This is a genomic window from Enterobacter sp. MGH 33 (genome assembly GCF_000534535.1).
GTDB lineage: Bacteria > Pseudomonadota > Gammaproteobacteria > Enterobacterales > Enterobacteriaceae > Enterobacter > Enterobacter hormaechei_C.
Map to the genome: position 1 here is coordinate 1,055,036 of NZ_KI973212.1, position 18,678 is coordinate 1,073,713.

The 18,678-nt window shown below is 54.2% G+C and carries 17 protein-coding genes; 12 read left to right on the forward strand and 5 right to left on the reverse strand.

From position 1 onward, the window contains the following. Positions 1-175: 175 nt before the first annotated feature. Positions 176-328: a Hok/Gef family protein gene (locus tag L379_RS18930; RefSeq protein ID WP_010427008.1), complete on the forward strand. Its 153-nt coding sequence runs from the start codon at positions 176-178 to the stop codon at positions 326-328. A gap of 90 nt (positions 329-418) precedes the next feature. Here the strand turns inward: L379_RS18930 and leuD are convergent, their stop codons facing one another. The 5 genes from leuD to leuL all read right to left on the reverse strand — a co-directional run bounded on the left by leuD (position 419) and on the right by leuL (position 5,278). Beyond that, entirely contained in the window at positions 419-1,024 is a 606-nt protein-coding gene (leuD, locus tag L379_RS18925) for a 3-isopropylmalate dehydratase small subunit (RefSeq protein WP_032652561.1), read from the reverse strand. Between the two features lie 10 nt (positions 1,025-1,034). Next, the gene (gene leuC / locus L379_RS18920; protein WP_003856382.1) at positions 1,035-2,435 is read right to left on the reverse strand and encodes a 3-isopropylmalate dehydratase large subunit; all 1,401 of its coding nucleotides are present in this window, start codon (positions 2,433-2,435) and stop codon (positions 1,035-1,037) included. A 2-nt stretch (positions 2,436-2,437) separates the two neighbouring features. Further along, positions 2,438-3,529: a 3-isopropylmalate dehydrogenase gene (gene leuB, locus L379_RS18915; RefSeq protein WP_032652563.1), complete on the reverse strand. Its 1,092-nt coding sequence runs from the start codon at positions 3,527-3,529 to the stop codon at positions 2,438-2,440. Further along, positions 3,529-5,100 (reverse strand): 2-isopropylmalate synthase, encoded by a 1,572-nt coding sequence (gene leuA, locus L379_RS18910; protein ID WP_017383789.1) that lies wholly within the window; start codon positions 5,098-5,100, stop codon positions 3,529-3,531. The genes leuB and leuA overlap by 1 nt, the downstream gene beginning before the upstream one ends. Positions 5,101-5,191: 91 nt before the next feature. Next, on the reverse strand, positions 5,192-5,278 hold the full coding sequence (leuL, locus tag L379_RS26415; protein ID WP_057979999.1) for a leu operon leader peptide: 87 nt from the start codon (positions 5,276-5,278) through the stop codon (positions 5,192-5,194). A gap of 628 nt (positions 5,279-5,906) precedes the next feature. Between leuL and leuO the strand changes: the two genes are divergently transcribed. The 11 genes from leuO to mraY all read left to right on the forward strand — a co-directional run bounded on the left by leuO (position 5,907) and on the right by mraY (position 18,678). Beyond that, complete coding sequence (gene leuO / locus L379_RS18905; protein ID WP_017383788.1) at positions 5,907-6,851, forward strand: transcriptional regulator LeuO; 945 nt, start codon at positions 5,907-5,909, stop codon at positions 6,849-6,851. A gap of 376 nt (positions 6,852-7,227) precedes the next feature. Further along, positions 7,228-8,952 (forward strand): acetolactate synthase 3 large subunit, encoded by a 1,725-nt coding sequence (ilvI, locus tag L379_RS18900; RefSeq protein WP_015572665.1) that lies wholly within the window; start codon positions 7,228-7,230, stop codon positions 8,950-8,952. 1 nt (position 8,953) lies between these two features. Beyond that, on the forward strand, positions 8,954-9,445 hold the full coding sequence (ilvN, locus tag L379_RS18895) for an acetolactate synthase small subunit (RefSeq protein ID WP_003856371.1): 492 nt from the start codon (positions 8,954-8,956) through the stop codon (positions 9,443-9,445). Positions 9,446-9,624: 179 nt separating this feature from the next. Then, positions 9,625-10,629 carry a catabolite repressor/activator gene (cra, locus tag L379_RS18890; RefSeq protein WP_032652565.1) on the forward strand — a complete coding sequence of 335 codons (1,005 nt, stop codon included), beginning with the start codon at positions 9,625-9,627 and terminating at the stop codon, positions 10,627-10,629. Positions 10,630-11,220: 591 nt separating this feature from the next. After that, the gene (gene mraZ / locus L379_RS18885) at positions 11,221-11,679 is read left to right on the forward strand and encodes a division/cell wall cluster transcriptional repressor MraZ (protein ID WP_006810119.1); all 459 of its coding nucleotides are present in this window, start codon (positions 11,221-11,223) and stop codon (positions 11,677-11,679) included. 2 nt (positions 11,680-11,681) lie between these two features. Then, a complete protein-coding gene (gene rsmH / locus L379_RS18880) occupies positions 11,682-12,623 on the forward strand; it encodes a 16S rRNA (cytosine(1402)-N(4))-methyltransferase RsmH (RefSeq protein ID WP_003856366.1) in 942 nt (313 codons plus the stop codon). Next, a complete protein-coding gene (gene ftsL / locus L379_RS18875; RefSeq protein WP_003856363.1) occupies positions 12,620-12,985 on the forward strand; it encodes a cell division protein FtsL in 366 nt (121 codons plus the stop codon). Before rsmH ends, ftsL begins: the two co-directional genes overlap by 4 nt. Positions 12,986-13,000: 15 nt before the next feature. After that, positions 13,001-14,767, forward strand: a complete 1,767-nt coding sequence (locus L379_RS18870; RefSeq protein WP_032652568.1) for a peptidoglycan glycosyltransferase FtsI — start codon at positions 13,001-13,003, stop codon at positions 14,765-14,767. Further along, positions 14,754-16,247, forward strand: a complete 1,494-nt coding sequence (gene murE, locus L379_RS18865; protein WP_032652570.1) for a UDP-N-acetylmuramoyl-L-alanyl-D-glutamate--2,6-diaminopimelate ligase — start codon at positions 14,754-14,756, stop codon at positions 16,245-16,247. The genes L379_RS18870 and murE overlap by 14 nt, the downstream gene beginning before the upstream one ends. Continuing rightward, the gene (gene murF, locus L379_RS18860; RefSeq protein ID WP_017383785.1) at positions 16,244-17,602 is read left to right on the forward strand and encodes a UDP-N-acetylmuramoyl-tripeptide--D-alanyl-D-alanine ligase; all 1,359 of its coding nucleotides are present in this window, start codon (positions 16,244-16,246) and stop codon (positions 17,600-17,602) included. Before murE ends, murF begins: the two co-directional genes overlap by 4 nt. Further along, positions 17,596-18,678, forward strand: a complete 1,083-nt coding sequence (gene mraY, locus L379_RS18855; protein ID WP_003856353.1) for a phospho-N-acetylmuramoyl-pentapeptide-transferase — start codon at positions 17,596-17,598, stop codon at positions 18,676-18,678. Before murF ends, mraY begins: the two co-directional genes overlap by 7 nt.

The following is an 18,678-nucleotide window of genomic DNA, read 5'->3' on the forward strand; positions in this document are numbered from 1 at the left end:
GGCACAGAGAAGGCGCATAGAGTGCGTGACGGGTGCTTGAGGCTGTTTGCCTCAGGCTTTCGCAAGAGGCAAACAGTGGAGAGTCCCACATCAAAAAACTGATGGGGAGACCAACTTCACAACCAACATTGCGAGGTTAGTCTCTTCATTGCCGAAAAGCAATAAGGAGGCTGGAATGCCAAAACGTACTCTGCTGTTAGGTTTGTTTCTGATCTGTACGACGCTGTTGATCTTCACCTGGATGGTGCGCGACTCGCTGTGTGAGCTGCACTTCAGACAGGAGAAAACAGAGCTGGCGGCAGTGTTGGCTTACGAAGCGAAACGTTAGCGGTATTGGCGGGGGGGGGCCCCGCCTCTCCAGAGTGGTTGAGCCTCAACGCACCCTTATCAATGGCCCGCGCCCTGCGGGCCATTGCCTTTAACCCATAAACGCAGGCTGTTTTTTCTCGTAAGCGGAGATAGCCTCTTCGTGTTGCAGCGTCAGGCCAATGCTATCCAGACCGTTCAGCATGCAGTGGCGGCGGAACGCATCAATGCTGAAGCTGTAGGTCTTATCCCCGGCTTTGACCACTTCCGCTTCCAGATCCACCTCAAACGAAATCCCGGGATTCGCCTGCACCAGCGCAAACAGTTCATCGACCTGTTCGTCACTCAGCGTCACCGGCAGCAGCTGGTTGTTGAAGCTGTTGCCGTAGAAGATATCCGCGAAGCTCGGGGCGATAACCACCTTAAAGCCGTAGTCGGTTAATGCCCAGGGCGCATGTTCACGCGACGATCCGCAGCCAAAGTTTTCCCGCGCCAGCAGAATGGAAGCCCCTTTGTATTCCGGAAAGTTCAGGACGAACTCCGGGTTGGGCACTTCGCCTTTATTGTCGAGGAAACGCCAGTCGTTGAACAGATGCGCACCAAAACCCGTGCGCGTCACTTTCTGCAAAAACTGCTTAGGAATGATCGCGTCGGTATCGACGTTAGCGGCGTCCAGAGGGACAACCCGGCCCGTATGTTGGGTAAATTTCTCTGCCATGATTGTCTCCTTATTTCAGGCTGCGAATATCGGCGAAATGACCGGTGACTGCCGCAGCGGCGGCCATTGCCGGGCTGACCAGGTGGGTGCGCCCACCGCGGCCCTGACGGCCTTCAAAGTTACGGTTGCTGGTGGAGGCACAGCGCTCGCCCGGATTCAGGCGGTCGTTGTTCATGGCCAGACACATGGAGCAGCCGGGCAGGCGCCACTCGAAGCCTGCTTCGATAAAGATCTTATCCAGACCCTCCGCTTCCGCCTGGGCTTTCACCGGCCCGGAGCCCGGCACAACCAGCGCCTGCACGCCCGGCGCCACTTTGCGGCCTTTAGCAATTTCTGCCGCTGCGCGTAAATCTTCAATACGGGAGTTGGTACAGGAGCCGATGAATACTTTATCAATGCTCACGTCGGTCAGCGGTACGCCGGGTTTCAGCCCCATGTAAGCCAGCGCTTTTTCCGCACTGGCACGTTCGACCGGATCGGCAAAGGAGGCCGGGTCAGGAATGCTGTCGTTGACGGAAATCACCTGGCCCGGGTTGGTGCCCCAGGTGACCTGCGGGGCGATCTCTTCCGCCTGTAACGTCACAACGGTATCAAAAATTGCCCCCTCGTCCGTTTTCAGGGTTTTCCAGTACGCTACCGCGTCGTCAAAATTCTGACCTTTCGGGGCATGCAGACGCCCCTTCACATAATTGAAGGTGGTTTCGTCTGGGGCCACCAGGCCTGCTTTGGCGCCCATCTCAATGGCCATGTTGCACAGGGTCATACGACCTTCCATGCTCAGCGCCTGGATAGCGTCGCCGCAGAACTCAACGACGTGACCGGTGCCGCCTGCGCTGCCGGTTTTGCCGATAATCGCCAGCACGATATCTTTCGCGGTGATACCCGGCGCGGCTTTACCCTTCACTTCAATCTTCATGGTTTTGGCGCGGCCCTGCTTCAGGGTCTGCGTCGCCAGAACGTGTTCAACTTCAGAGGTCCCAATCCCGAACGCCAGGGCGCCAAATGCGCCGTGCGTCGCGGTGTGGGAGTCGCCGCAGACGATGGTCATGCCCGGCAGAGTAATCCCCTGCTCAGGCCCCATTACGTGGACGATCCCCTGATAGGGGTGGTTCAGATCGTACAGCTCAACGCCAAACTCGTTGCAGTTCTTAATCAGCTCCTGCATCTGAATGCGGGCCATCTCACCCGAGGCATTAATGTCTTTGGTTTGGGTGGACACGTTGTGATCCATCGTCGCGAAGGTTTTACCCGGCTGACGTACCGGGCGCTTGTGCGCGCGCAGGCCGTCAAATGCCTGAGGTGAGGTCACTTCGTGCACCAGGTGGCGGTCAATGTACAGCAGCGGGGTTTCGTTTGGCGCCTCGTAGACAACGTGCGCATCAAACAACTTCTCATATAACGTCTTAGCCATGATTACACCCCTTCAGCGACATAGCGGGCAATGATGTCGCCCATTTCATCGGTACTGACTGCTGCCGTGCCGCGTGCTAAATCACCGGTACGGACGCCTTCTTCTAACGCCCGGTTAATGGCGTTTTCAATTGCGGTTGCTGCATCGCCTGCATCCAGGCTGTAGCGCAGCAGCAGAGCCAGGGAGAGGATCTGCGCAATCGGGTTGGCGATGTTTTTACCTGCGATATCCGGCGCGGAGCCGCCCGCCGGTTCGTACAGGCCAAAGCCTTCTTCGTTCAGGCTGGCCGAGGGCAGCATGCCCATGGAGCCGGTGATCATCGCGCATTCATCCGAGAGAATATCGCCGAACAGGTTGGAGCACAGCAGCACGTCAAACTGGGACGGATCTTTAATCAGCTGCATCGTTGCGTTGTCGATATACATATGCGACAGCGCAACGTCCGGGTACTGCTTAGCAACTTCACTGACGATTTCGCGCCACAAAATAGACGACTGGAGCACGTTCGCTTTATCAATAGAGGTCACTTTACGGCGGCGTTTGCGCGCTGACTCAAACGCGATATGAGCGATACGTTCAATTTCAAAACGGTGATACACCTCGGTATCAAACGCTTTCTCATGCTGACCGCTGCCTTCGCGGCCTTTTGGCTGACCGAAGTAGATCCCGCCGGTCAGCTCACGCACGCACAGGATGTCGAAACCGTTGGCGGCGATATCGGCGCGCAGCGGGCAAAACTCTTCCAGCCCCGGGTACAGCTTCGCCGGACGCAGGTTGCTGAACAGTTTGAAGTGTTTACGCAGCGGCAGCAGCGCGCCGCGCTCTGGCTGCTCTGCTGGAGGCAAATGTTCCCACTTAGGGCCACCCACGGAGCCAAACAGAACGGCATCGGCATTCTCGCAGCCTTCTACAGTCCCTTTCGGCAGGGGAGTACCGTGGTTATCAATGGCAATACCGCCCACGTCGTAGTGGCTGGTGGTAATTTTCATCGCAAAACGCGAACGTACGGCTTCCAGTACTTTCAGCGCCTGTGTCATCACTTCCGGGCCAATACCGTCACCCGGCAACACAGCAATATGGTAATTCTTCGACATCACACGGTTTCCTTGTTGTTCTCTTTATTCTGAGCTTTGCGTTGCAACTCTTTTTCGACTTCGGCGGCGCGCCAGATGTTGTTCAGGACATGCACCATCGCTTTCGCGGAGGATTCAACGATATCTGTCGCCAGACCCACACCGTGGAAGCGGCGACCGTTATAGTTGACGACGATATCAACCTGGCCCAGGGCGTCTTTACCGTGCCCTTTTGCCGTCAGGTCGTATTTCACCAGCTCTACGTCGTACTCAGTGACGCGGTTAATCGCCTGGTAAATGGCATCCACAGGGCCGTTACCGTTGGCGGCTTCCGCTTTAATTTCATCGCCGCAGGCCAGCTTGACGGAGGCGGTAGCGATATCACTTGAGCCTGACTGAACGGTGAAGTAGTCCAGACGGAAGTGTTCTGGCTCTTCCTGCTGTTTGTTGATGAATGCCAGCGCTTCCAGGTCGTAATCGAAGACCTGGCCTTTCTTGTCAGCCAGTTTCAGGAATGCGTCGTACAGCTGATCCATGTTGTAATCGCTGTCCTGATACCCCATCTCTTCCATACGGTGTTTCACCGCCGCGCGGCCAGAGCGCGAGGTCAGGTTCAGCTGAACCTGGTTCAGACCGATGGATTCCGGAGTCATGATTTCGTAGTTTTCACGGTTCTTCAGCACGCCATCCTGGTGAATACCGGAGGAGTGAGCGAACGCGCCAGTACCAACAATCGCCTTGTTCGCCGGGATCGGCATATTGCAAATCTGGCTCACGGTCTGGCTGGTGCGCCAGATTTCGTTGTGATTGATGCGAGTGTGTACGTTCATAATGTCTTTGCGCACCTTGATCGCCATGATCACTTCTTCCAGCGAGCAGTTGCCGGCGCGTTCACCAATGCCGTTCATTGCCCCTTCTACCTGACGCGCGCCGGCGTGGACGGCAGCGATGGCATTGCCCACAGCCAGACCCAAATCATCGTGGGTGTGAACAGAGATGATGGCTTTATCAATATTAGGTACGCGGTCGTACAGGCCGGTGATGATGTTAGAGAACTCAAACGGCATGGTGTAGCCGACGGTATCCGGGATGTTGATGGTTCTGGCTCCGGCATTAATCGCGGCTTCCACTACACGGGCCAAATCGTCAATCGGCGTGCGGCCTGCATCTTCACAGGAGAATTCGACGTCATCAGTGTAGTTACGCGCGCGTTTAACCATATACACCGCACGTTCGATCACTTCATCCAGCGTGCTGCGCAACTTGGTTGCAATGTGCATGGGGGAGGTGGCAATGAATGTATGGATACGGAAGGCTTCTGCAACTTTCAGGGATTCCGCGGCCACATCAATATCTTTCTCAACGCAGCGAGCCAGACCGCACACGCGGCTGTTTTTGATGGTGCGGGCGATGGTCTGTACTGACTCGAAATCACCCGGCGAGGAGACGGGAAAGCCGACTTCCATTACGTCTACACCCATGCGTTCGAGGGCCAGCGCAATTTGCAGTTTTTCTTTAACACTCAGGCTCGCCTGTAATGCCTGTTCACCGTCACGTAAAGTAGTATCGAAAATAACGACTTGCTGGCTCATGGGTTAGGTCCTTGTCAGTCTTAGGGCGCCTTGCTACGAGCATAAAAAAACCCGCGCAGTGGCGCGGGTTTTTAGTTTTACTGAAGACGATTCAACGCTGAATTTCGCCCGCCAGTCTACCGCGCACAGTGGATGCGTTTAGTAGTAGTAGACCGGTGAAACGAAGGGTGCGAATCATGAATCGTGCTCCAGATGAATGCGATATGCTTTTAGTGGTACTGGATACGCTGACTCATGTCAACCCCTCTCAGGCAAAACGGCCACTCAGCGCAGGATAAACACATTAGCTAATTGTGCTGGTTTTTACGCTGTTAACCGATTTAATTGTCTATTATTGGACTTGAGATTCATCTCTGGAATAATTTGAATATAATTGGTAGCAATTGAACACAGTATTTTTACCGATGTGCTGTGAAATGGAATGCGTTTTATTTCATTGAGTTATAAGTTCTATGAATGAATCATGGGCGGGAAAGTTATCAATATTGATATCATTTTGTTAATGAAATCGTGGTGTATGCCCTTCATAGTTTAATAATACTTAAGTTATTATTAACTAAGGCGGTGATTGTGTATTTGCCAGCTTTATGGTTTCATGCCTGCATTAAAGTTTTAGATATCATTTGAACGATTTTTAGCTCTTCATTCAGGGGATGCTTAATGGCATCTCTTGAATGAGGGTTCTTTATATATTCTGAATTTTAAATAATTTCCTTTCGCTTGTTGTATATGCATGGTAAATCATATTTTTCGAAGTTATTACTGTACTTTGGCAAAGGGAATTTAGCGTGACAGTGGAGTCAGAAATGCCAGAAAATAATATTAACCAACCACAGCCTTATGATGGGGTTAAGCCTCAGTTACGCACAGTGGATCTCAACCTGTTAACTGTATTTGATGCAGTTATGCAGGAGCAGAATATTACGCGAGCAGCGCAATCTCTGGGAATGTCTCAACCTGCCGTGAGTAATGCCGTAGCCAGACTTAAGGTGATGTTTAACGACGAGTTATTCGTCCGGTATGGAAGAGGTATCCAGCCCACGGCGCGTGCATTCCAGCTATTCGGTTCGATTCGTCAGGCGCTACAGCTGGTTCAAAATGAGCTTCCTGGCTCAGGGTTTGAACCTTTAAGCAGTGAGCGGGTTTTCCATCTCTGTGTTTGCAGTCCGTTAGACAATTATTTGACGTCTGTTATATATAATAAAGTTGAACAGATTGCTCCTAATATTCATCTCGTTTTTAAATCATCTTTAAATCAAAACACTGAGCACCAGCTTCGTTATCAGGAAACGGAGTTCGTTCTGGGCTACGAAGAGTTTCGCCGTCCAGAGTTTGCCTGTGTTCCGTTGTTTAAAGATGAAATGGTGTTAGTCGCCAGCAAAAAACATCCACGCATGAATTCGCCGCTGCGTGAAAGCGATGTTTACAGCGAGCAGCATGCCGTTGTTGCTCTGGACAGATATGCTTCGTTCAGTCAGCCGTGGTATGACACTGCCGATAAACAAGCCAGCGTGGCCTATCAGGGGATGGCGATGGTCAGCGTTTTAAATGTCGTTTCTCAGACGCAGCTAGTCGCTATTGCACCGCGCTGGCTTGCTGAAGAGTTCTCCGATTCGCTGAGCCTGCAAATTTTACCTCTGCCGCTCAAGCTGAATAGCCGTACCTGTTATCTTTCCTGGCATGAAGCGGCGGGGCGGGATAAAGGGCACCAGTGGATGGAAGAGTTGCTGATCAATATTTGTCGTCGATAAGTCAGGGTGAATAAACCGCATGGTGACATGCGGTTTATTCTGTGATTTTTTATGCAGGCAATATTTTGTTCTGTGCGCATTTTTTCAGACGCTCAGGGCGGCTTAAAAATAGATGATTTCCTGATCCATCCTCTTTTTAAGAGATGAATTATTAGCGTCTCCCCTCATACCAGACGAATTCACCATATTCGTGTCTGACAGCTATTTTTTCTGCTTTTATTGCCCATTCCCGCATTCCGTTTGCTAATTGCCTGCCTCATAACGAGCGGTTAAGGTATCCCTCACTCTGCACATTATAAGATGGGTTTACCCTGTCAGAAGACGGCGCGGAAATGAATTCTGTTGACCGTCTATAACAAAAGCCTGGAGGCAAAGCATGGAGATGTTGTCTGGCGCGGAAATGGTCGTCCGATCGCTTATCGATCAGGGCGTGAAACAAGTGTTTGGCTATCCCGGAGGCGCGGTTCTCGATATTTATGACGCGCTGCACACGGTAGGCGGTATTGATCATGTTCTGGTTCGTCATGAACAGGCTGCTGTGCATATGGCTGACGGCCTGGCCCGCGCCACGGGAGAAGTGGGTGTAGTGCTGGTCACTTCGGGGCCGGGAGCGACCAATGCCATCACCGGCATTGCGACTGCGTATATGGACTCTATTCCACTGGTCATTCTCTCCGGACAGGTGGCGACGTCACTGATTGGCTATGATGCGTTTCAGGAATGCGACATGGTGGGGATCTCACGCCCCGTGGTGAAGCACAGCTTTCTGGTTAAGCAAACGGAAGATATCCCGGGCGTGCTGAAAAAAGCCTTCTGGCTGGCCGCCAGCGGTCGTCCTGGGCCAGTGGTTGTCGATCTGCCAAAAGATATTCTCAATCCCGCGAATAAACTGCCTTACCTGTGGCCTGAGTCGGTGAGCATGCGTTCGTATAATCCGACGACGCAAGGGCACAAAGGCCAGATTAAGCGTGCGCTGCAAACGCTGCTGGCTGCGAAAAAGCCCGTAGTCTATGTGGGGGGCGGCGCCGTCAATGCAGCCTGTGAAACGCAACTACGCGAACTGATTGAGAAGCTGAATCTTCCTGTCGCGTCATCGCTGATGGGGCTGGGGGCATTCCCGGCTACCCACCGTCAGGCGCTGGGCATGCTGGGTATGCATGGCACCTATGAAGCCAATATGACGATGCACCATTCTGATGTGATTTTTGCCGTCGGCGTACGTTTTGACGATCGCACCACCAATAACCTGGCGAAATACTGTCCGAATGCGACGGTGCTACACATTGATATCGATCCTACTTCTATCTCTAAAACGGTGCCGGCGGATGTGCCCATCGTGGGGGACGCACGACAGGTGCTGGATCAAATGTTGGAACTGCTGGCGCAGGAGACCGCCTCTCAACCGCTGGATGAGATCCGTGACTGGTGGCAGCAAATCGAACAATGGCGCGGCCGTCAGTGCCTTAAATACGACACGCAGAGTGAAAACATCAAGCCGCAGGCGGTGATCGAGACGATCTGGCATCTGACCAAAGGCGAGGCGTATGTCACTTCTGACGTAGGCCAGCATCAGATGTTCGCTGCGTTGTATTACCCGTTTGATAAACCGCGTCGCTGGATCAACTCAGGCGGGCTTGGCACGATGGGCTTTGGTCTGCCCGCCGCGCTGGGGGTGAAGCTGGCGTTGCCGAACGAAACGGTTATCTGCGTAACGGGTGATGGCAGTATACAGATGAATATTCAGGAGCTTTCTACTGCGCTGCAATATGAGTTGCCAGTGCTGGTGCTTAACCTGAATAACGGTTACCTCGGTATGGTGAAGCAGTGGCAGGATATGATTTATTCCGGCCGTCACTCTCAGTCTTATATGAAGTCACTTCCGGACTTTGTCCGTCTGGCTGAAGCCTATGGTCATATTGGCATGCGGGTAACCGATCCGTCAGAGCTGGAAGCGAAGCTCGGCGAAGCGCTTGAGCACGTTAAAAACAATCGCCTCGTCTTCATGGACGTCATCGTCGACGGCACAGAGCACGTTTATCCGATGCATATCCGTGGCGGTGGTATGGATGAAATGTGGTTAAGCAAAACGGAGAGAACCTGATATGCGCCGGATATTATCTGTATTACTGGAAAATGAGTCGGGCGCACTGTCACGCGTCATTGGGCTTTTTGCGCAGCGCGGATACAACATTGAAAGCCTGACCGTTGCGCCGACCGATGATCCAACGCTCTCCCGCATGACGATCCAGACTGTCGGCGATGCGAAAGTGCTTGAGCAGATCGAAAAGCAATTGCACAAGCTGGTGGACGTGTTGCGCGTCAGCGAGCTGGGGCAGGGGGCTTACGTCGAACGTGAAGTGATGCTGGTGAAAATTCAGGCCAGCGGTTATGGCCGTGAAGAGGTCAAGCGTAACACGGATATTTTCCGTGGGCAGATCATTGACGTCACGCCTTCTATATATACTGTGCAGCTTGCCGGAACGAGCGATAAGCTGGATGCGTTCCTGGCCTCCGTCAGGGATGTGGCAAAAATTGTTGAAGTTGCGCGCTCTGGCGTTGTTGGCCTCTCGCGCGGCGATAAAATCATGCGTTAGTTGCGCAAAAGGTTCGCCTCTTTCAGCCCGGTAGCCAAAGCCGGGCTTTTTTTTGCGTAATCCGCCGACAACGCGGACAAAAGCGGTTGCCGTGAAAGCTATTCTGCGTTTAGATGTTAAAATATTTAACCATAACCTTGACAGGGCCATGGACTTTTTTCTTTTTTTGAGGGGCAATTGTGAAACTGGATGAAATCGCCCGGCTCGCCGGCGTGTCGAGAACCACGGCCAGCTATGTGATTAACGGTAAAGCAAAGCAGTATCGTGTCAGCGATAAGACCGTTGAGAAAGTGATGGCAGTCGTTCGTGAGCATAATTACCATCCGAATGCTGTCGCCGCAGGTTTACGTGCCGGACGCACCCGCTCGATTGGCCTGGTGATCCCGGATCTGGAAAACACCAGCTATACCCGCATCGCCAACTATCTTGAACGTCAGGCTCGTCAGCGGGGCTATCAGCTGTTGATTGCCTGCTCCGAGGATCAGCCCGACAACGAGATGCGCTGCATTGAGCATCTGCTGCAACGTCAGGTTGACGCCATCATCGTGTCGACCTCTTTACCACCCGAGCATCCTTTCTATCAGCGCTGGGCGAACGATCCATTCCCGATTGTGGCGCTGGATCGTGCTTTGGATCGTGAACATTTCACCAGCGTCGTAGGTGCCGATCAGGACGATGCAGAAATGCTGGCTGCCGAGCTGCGTACCTTCCCGGCGGAAACGGTGCTCTATCTTGGCGCTTTGCCTGAACTATCCGTGAGCTTCCTGCGTGAACAAGGGTTCCGTACGGCGTGGAAAGACGATCCGCGTGACGTTCATTATCTGTATGCCAACAGCTATGAGCGCGAAGCGGCTGCTCAGCTGTTCGAGAAATGGCTGGAAACGCACCCGATGCCGCAGGCGTTGTTTACCACCTCGTTTGCCCTGTTGCAGGGGGTGATGGACGTGACGTTACGTCGCGATGGCAAGCTGCCATCCGATCTGGCGATTGCGACCTTCGGCGATAACGAACTGCTCGACTTCCTGCAATGTCCGGTGCTGGCCGTGGCTCAGCGTCACCGCGACGTCGCCGAGCGCGTGCTTGAGATTGTTCTGGCAAGCCTGGATGAACCTCGCAAACCGAAACCCGGGCTTACGCGTATCAAACGTAATCTCTATCGGCGCGGGATTTTGTGCCGCCATTAATATTTCCACAGGGGCGGTAAAACTGCCCCTTTTGCGGCGCATTTATTGCGGGAAATAATTCCCGGATAAAAATTAGGATTTATCTCTAAGATTCGTAGCCGGCTATTTTTCTGAATCCGTTTTGGCGTTAAAAAGCGCAATTATATTTTTTAACGGGCATTCTTTTGTATTGTTTTGTTACAAACAGCCGCCAGCCGATGAATATTCAGCCATTTTTTACTCTCCCCTTTAGCCCTCAATGTACACGAACGAATCCATATTGCCTTGCGCTTAATCTGGTGCTGTTATCCCCCGGCGATATGCCTTAAAATGCTGCCCGCGTCGCAAACTGACACTTTATATTTCCCTGCGATGATATTGAGTGAGTCTTAACGCTCGTGTGCATATTCGGTTTTTTTCTTACAAATATTCATAACGTTAATTTTGCCTCGCCAGTTGTGTAGTTATTAGCCAGGTCACTCTTGCTCTGTAAATACGGTGCTTTCGCGCCGGTATAGAGAGAGTCCTGGCTTGACAAGCTTTTCCCTCGCTCCGTAAACTCCTTCAGGTGGGAATTTGTGGGTTAAAGTGGTGAGGAGGGGTGAGGCTGGCATGTTCCGTGGAGCAACGTTAGTCAATCTCGACAGCAAAGGTCGTTTATCGGTACCAACCCGATACCGCGACCAGCTGATTGAGAACGCTTCGGGTCAACTGGTTTGCACCATTGACATCAACTCCCCCTGCCTGCTGCTTTACCCTTTGCCTGAATGGGAAATCATTGAGCAAAAGCTGTCGCGACTGTCGAGCATGAACCCGCAAGAACGCCGCGTGCAGCGGTTGTTATTGGGACATGCCAGTGAATGTCAGATGGATAGCGCCGGGCGATTATTGATTGCGCCTGTGTTGCGACAACATGCCGGTCTGACTAAAGAAGTGATGCTGGTCGGGCAGTTCAACAAGTTTGAACTGTGGGACGAAACGACCTGGTATCAACAGGTCAAGGAAGATATCGACGCTGAGCAGTCTGATTCCGCAACATTATCGGAACGGCTGCGGGACTTGTCTCTATAAATATGATGGAAAATTATAAACATACAACGGTGCTGCTGGATGAGGCCGTTAACGGCCTGAATATTCGTCCAGACGGCATCTATATTGATGGCACTTTTGGTCGCGGTGGTCACTCGCGTTTGATCCTCTCCCAGCTTGGAGCGGAAGGACGCCTGCTGGCAATTGACCGCGATCCGCAGGCGATTGCCGTTGCGCAAACCATCGATGATCCTCGCTTTTCCATCGTGCATGGACCTTTCTCTGCGCTTGCGGATTATGTCGCTGAGCGCGGCCTGACCGGCAAGATCGACGGGATTCTCCTCGATCTTGGCGTCTCTTCACCACAGCTTGATGATGCAGAACGCGGCTTCTCCTTTATGCGTGATGGGCCGCTGGATATGCGTATGGACCCCACTCGTGGCCAGTCTGCCGCTGAATGGTTACAAACTGCTGACGAAGCGGATATTGCCTGGGTAATCAAAACCTTCGGTGAAGAACGCTTTGGCAAACGTATTGCGCGCGCCATCGTGGAGCGCAACCGCGTTGAGCCAATGACCCGTACCAAAGAGCTGGCAGAAGTCATCGCGGCGGCAACGCCGGTGAAGGACAAGCACAAACATCCTGCGACCCGTACCTTCCAGGCGGTTCGTATCTGGGTAAACAGTGAACTGGAGGAAATAGAGCTGGCGCTAAAAAGCTCGCTCGACGTGCTGGCCCCGGGTGGGCGGTTATCCATCATCAGCTTCCATTCGCTGGAAGATCGCATCGTAAAACGCTTTATGCGTGAACAGAGCCGCGGTCCGCAGGTTCCAGCTGGGCTGCCGATGACGGAAGAACAACTCAGAAAGCTGGGAGGCCGTCAGTTGCGAGCATTAGGCAAGTTGATGCCGGGCGAAGAAGAGGTGGCAGAGAATCCACGTGCCCGTAGTTCAGTGCTGCGTATTGCAGAGAGGACGAACGCATGATCAGCAGAGTGACAGAAACCCTAAGCAAAGTTAAGGGATCGTTAGGAAGCAACGAGCGCCATGCTTTGCCTGGCGTGATCGGCGACGATCTTTTGCGGTTTGGGAAGCTGCCACTCTGCTTGTTCATTTGCATCATTGTGACGGCAGTCATGGTGGTCACCACCGCTCACCATACCCGTTTATTGACTGCGCAGCGCGAACAGATGGTACTGGAACGCGATGCGCTGGATATTGAATGGCGAAATCTGATCCTTGAAGAAAACGCGCTCGGCGATCACAGCCGGGTTGAGCGGATCGCAACGGAAAAACTGCAATTACAGCATGTTGATCCTTCGCAGGAAAATATCGTAGTACAAAAATAAGGGAAAACGCGACGCATGAAAGCAGCGGCAAAAACGCTAAAACCAAAACGCCAGGAAGAACAGGCCAACTTTGTCAGTTGGCGTTTTGCGTTGCTTTGCGGCTGCATTTTACTGGCGCTGGGTTTCCTGCTGGGACGCGTGGCGTGGCTACAAATCATCGCGCCTGACATGCTGGTACGTCAGGGTGATATGCGTTCTCTGCGCGTGCAGGAAGTTTCTACCTCTCGTGGGATGATCACCGATCGTTCCGGCCGTCCGCTGGCGGTGAGCGTGCCGGTGAAGGCGATCTGGGCCGATCCGAAAGAGTTACACGATGCAGGCGGGATCACCCTTGATAACCGCTGGAAGGCGCTGTCAGACGCGTTGAAAATGCCGCTGGATCAGCTGGCGTCGCGCGTTAACGCCAACCCGAAAGGGCGCTTTATCTATCTTGCCCGTCAGGTGAACCCTGACATGGCTGACTACATTAAGAAACTGAAGCTGCCGGGCATTCATCTGCGGGAAGAATCCCGCCGTTACTATCCTTCGGGCGAAGTCACCGCGCACCTGATTGGCTTTACCAACGTGGATAGCCAGGGGATTGAGGGCGTTGAAAAAAGCTTCGACAAGTGGCTTACCGGCCAGCCTGGCGAGCGAATCGTGCGTAAAGACCGCTATGGTCGCGTCATTGAAGACATTTCCTCGACAGACAGCCAGGCCGCGCACAACCTGGCCCTGAGTATTGATGAACGCTTGCAGGCGCTGGTCTATCGTGAGCTGAACAACGCCGTCGCGTTTAACAAGGCGGAATCGGGCAGCGCCGTGCTGGTGGATGTGGCGACAGGTGAAGTGCTGGCGATGGCCAGTAGCCCCTCATACAACCCGAATAATTTTGCCGGTACAGCAAAAGATGCAATGCGTAACCGCTCCATCACCGATGTGTTTGAACCCGGCTCAACCGTAAAACCTATGGTGGTGATGACGGCTCTACAGCGAGGCATCGTCAACGAAAATACCGTTCTGAATACGATCCCTTATCGAATTAACGGTCACGAAATCAAAGACGTGGCACGTTACAGCGAACTGACCCTGACCGGGGTCTTACAGAAGTCGAGTAACGTCGGTGTGTCAAAACTGGCGTTAGCGATGCCGTCCTCAGCGTTAGTAGATACTTACTCACGTTTTGGGCTGGGAAAGGCGACCAATTTGGGGTTGGTCGGAGAACGCAGTGGCTTATATCCTCAAAAACAACGGTGGTCTGACATAGAGAGGGCCACCTTCTCTTTCGGCTACGGGCTAATGGTAACTCCCTTACAGTTAGCGCGAGTCTACGCAACGATTGGCAGCTATGGCATTTATCGTCCGCTGTCGATCACCAAAGTTGATCCACCGGTTCCGGGGGAACGTGTTTTCCCGGAATCTATCGTTCGTACCGTCGTGCATATGATGGAAAGCGTCGCGTTACCTAGCGGTGGCGGCGTGAAGGCCGCAATTAAGGGCTATCGTATCGCCATTAAAACCGGTACAGCGAAAAAAGTGGGGCCGGACGGCCGCTATATCAACAAATACATTGCCTATACCGCAGGCGTAGCGCCTGCAAGCAATCCGCGTTTTGCGCTGGTGGTCGTCATCAACGATCCGCAGGCGGGTAAATACTACGGCGGCGCCGTCTCCGCGCCTGTGTTCGGGGCTATTATGGGCGGCGTGTTGCGCACCATGAACATTGAACCGGATGCGCTGGCGACGGGCGAAAAAAGTGAATTTGTAATTAATCAAGGCGAGGGAACAGGTGGCAGATCGTAATTTGCGCGACCTTCTTGCTCCGTGGGTGCCTATGCTACCTGCGCGAGCACTGCGAGAGATGGTACTGGACAGCCGCGTAGCGGCTTCTGGCGATCTTTTTGTGGCAGTAGTGGGTCATCAGGCGGACGGGCGTCGTTATATCCCGCAGGCGATTGCGCAAGGTGTTGCTGCCATTATTGCTGAGGCCAAAGATGAGGCAACAGACGGTGAGATCCGTGAAATGCACGGCGTGCCGGTCATCTATCTCAGCCAGCTGAATGAGCGTCTCTCCGCGCTGGCAGGACGTTTTTACAACGAACCTTCCGACCAGTTAAAGCTGGTTGGCGTGACAGGAACCAACGGAAAAACCACCACCACTCAGCTGATGGCGCAGTGGGCGCAGCTGCTGGGCGAAGCCGGTGCCGTCATGGGCACGGTGGGGAACGGTCTTCTGGGCAAAGTAAGCCCGACGGAAAACACTACAGGCTCGGCGGTTGACGTGCAGCGTGTGCTGGCGGGCCTCGCTGAGCAGGGGGCGACCTTCGCTGCGATGGAAGTCTCTTCCCATGGTCTGGTACAACATCGCGTGGCGGCCCTGAAATTTGCTGCCTCTGTCTTTACTAACCTGAGCCGCGATCACCTTGATTATCATGGTGATATGGAGCACTACGAAGCGGCGAAATGGCTGCTTTATTCCACTCACCACCACGGGCAGGCGATCATTAACGCCGACGACGAAGTCGGTCGCCGCTGGCTGGAAAAACTGCCGGATGCGGTGGCGGTGTCGATGGAAGATCGCATTAATCCGAACGGCCGCGGCCGCGGCCGCTGGCTGAAGGCGGTCGAGGTGAACTACCACGATAGTGGGGCGACGATCCGCTTCGCTTCCACCTGGGGCGAAGGTGAAATTGAAAGCCGCCTGATGGGGGCCTTTAACGTCAGTAACCTGCTGCTGGCGCTGGCGACGCTGCTGGCGCTGGGCTACCCGATGGCGGATCTGCTGAAAACGTCTGAGCGTTTGCAACCGGTCTGTGGCCGCATGGAAGTGTTCAGCGCGCCGGGCAAGCCGACGGTGGTCGTGGATTACGCACACACGCCGGATGCGCTGGAAAAAGCGCTGGAAGCGGCGCGTCTGCACTGCGCAGGCAAGCTCTGGTGCGTGTTTGGCTGCGGTGGCGATCGCGACAAGGGCAAACGTCCGCTGATGGGCGCCATAGCTGAGCAGTTCGCGGATATTCCCGTGGTAACCGATGACAACCCGCGTACCGAAGAGCCGCGGGCCATTATCAATGACATTCTGGCGGGCATGCTGGATGCGGGTCGTGCGCGCGTGGTCGAAGGCCGTGCGGAGGCCGTGACTAACGCCATTATGCAGGCGCAGGAGAACGATGTGGTTCTGCTGGCCGGTAAAGGTCATGAAGATTATCAGATCGTCGGCAATCGTCGTCTGGATTACTCCGACCGCGTGACGGCAGCGCGTCTGCTGGGAGTGGTGGCATGATTAGCATTACGTTAAGCCAGGCCGCTGCGGTATTGCAGGGGATGCTGCATGGTCAGGATCTAACCATTGAGGCTGTGACCACCGACACCCGTAAGGTGACGGCGGGCTGCCTGTTTGTGGCGCTGAAGGGCGAGCGTTTTGACGCCCACGATTTTGCGCAACAGGCTAAAGATAACGGCGCGGGCGCGCTGCTGGTCAGCCGTAAGCTCGATATCGATTTGCCGCAGATTGTGGTGAAAGATACGCGCCTGGCGTTTGGCGAGCTGGCGGCATGGGTTCGCCAGCAGGTGCCAACACGCGTCGTGGCGCTGACGGGCTCGTCGGGTAAAACCTCCGTTAAAGAGATGACGGCGGCGATCCTTAGCCAGTGCGGTAACACGCTTTATACGGCGGGCAACCTTAATAATGACATCGGTGTACCGATGACGCTGCTGCGCCTGACCCACGAGCATGAATATGCGGTGATTGAGTTAGGGGCTAACCATCAGGGCGAAATCGCCTGGACCGTGAGCCTGACGCGTCCGGAAGCTGCGCTGGTGAATAACCTGGCGGCGGCACATCTTGAAGGTTTTGGTTCGCTGGCCGGTGTGGCGAAAGCGAAAGGTGAAATTTATACCGGACTGCCGGATGACGGCATCGCCATTATGAACGCCGATAACAACGACTGGCTGAACTGGCAGAGCATCATTGGTTCACGCAAAACCTGGCGCTTCTCACCGAATGCGGCAAACAGTGATTTTTCGGCGACCAACATTCATGTGACGTCACACGGCACCGAGTTCACCCTCACGACCCCAACGGGCGACATCGAGGTGCTGCTGCCCCTGCCCGGTCGTCATAACATTGCCAATGCGCTTGCTGCGACAGCGCTCTCAATGGCGGTAGGTGCCTCACACGCGGCGATCAAAGCAGGTCTGGCAAATTTAAAAGCCGTGCCGGGGCGTCTTTTCCCGATCCAGCTGGCTGAAAACAAACTTCTGCTGGATGACTCCTACAACGCTAACGTCGGCTCCATGACGGCGGCCGTGCAGGTCTTGTCTGAGATGCCGGGCTATCGCGTGATGGTTGTGGGCGATATGGCCGAGCTGGGTGATGAAAGCGAAGCCTGCCATGTTCAGGTGGGTGAAGCGGCGAAAGCCGCCGGGCTTGACCGCGTATTGAGCGCAGGCACGCTGAGCAAGGCCATTTCCGATGCCAGTGAAGTTGGCGAACATTTTGCCGATAAATCTGCACTGATCGAACGCCTGAAGGCATTGATTACAGAAAAACAGATTGTGACTGTTTTAGTTAAAGGTTCACGTAGTGCCGCCATGGAAGAGGTTGTGCACGCATTACAGGAGAACGGGACATGTTAGTTTGGCTGGCCGAACATTTGGTCAAATATTACTCAGGCTTTAACGTCTTTTCCTATCTGACGTTTCGCGCCATCGTCAGCCTGCTGACTGCGCTGTTCATCTCGCTGTGGATGGGCCCGCGCATGATTGCCCGTCTGCAAAAACTCTCTTTCGGCCAGGTTGTACGCAACGATGGTCCGGAATCGCACTTCAGCAAGCGCGGTACGCCGACCATGGGCGGGATCATGATCCTGACCGCGATTGTGGTGTCCGTTCTGCTGTGGGCCTATCCGTCTAACCCCTACGTCTGGTGCGTGCTGACCGTGCTGGTTGGCTATGGGATCATCGGTTTTGTTGACGACTACCGCAAAGTCGTGCGCAAAGACACTAAAGGGTTGATCGCCCGCTGGAAGTATTTCTGGATGTCGGTGATTGCGCTGGGCGTGGCCTTCGCGCTTTACCTGGCAGGAAAAGACACCCCGGCCACCGAGCTGGTGGTGCCGTTCTTCAAAGACGTGATGCCGCAGCTGGGGCTGTTCTACATTCTGCTGGCTTACTTTGTGATCGTCGGCACCGGCAATGCCGTCAACCTGACCGATGGTCTGGACGGCCTGGCCATCATGCCAACCGTGTTTGTCGCGGGCGGTTTCGCGCTGGTGGCGTGGGCGACCGGTAACATGAACTTTGCAAACTACCTGCACATCCCGTACCTGCGACATGCGGGTGAGCTGGTGATCGTCTGTACGGCGATTGTCGGGGCGGGGCTGGGCTTCCTGTGGTTTAACACCTATCCGGCGCAGGTCTTTATGGGCGACGTCGGTTCACTGGCGCTGGGCGGTGCGCTGGGCATTATCGCCGTGCTGCTGCGTCAGGAGTTCCTGCTGGTGATCATGGGCGGTGTGTTTGTGGTTGAGACGCTGTCGGTGATTTTGCAGGTCGGTTCCTTCAAGCTGCGCGGTCAGCGCATCTTCCGTATGGCACCGATTCACCACCACTATGAACTGAAAGGCTGGCCGGAGCCGCGCGTCATTGTGCGCTTCTGGATTATTTCGCTGATGCTGGTGCTGATTGGCCTGGCAACGCTGAAGGTACGTTAA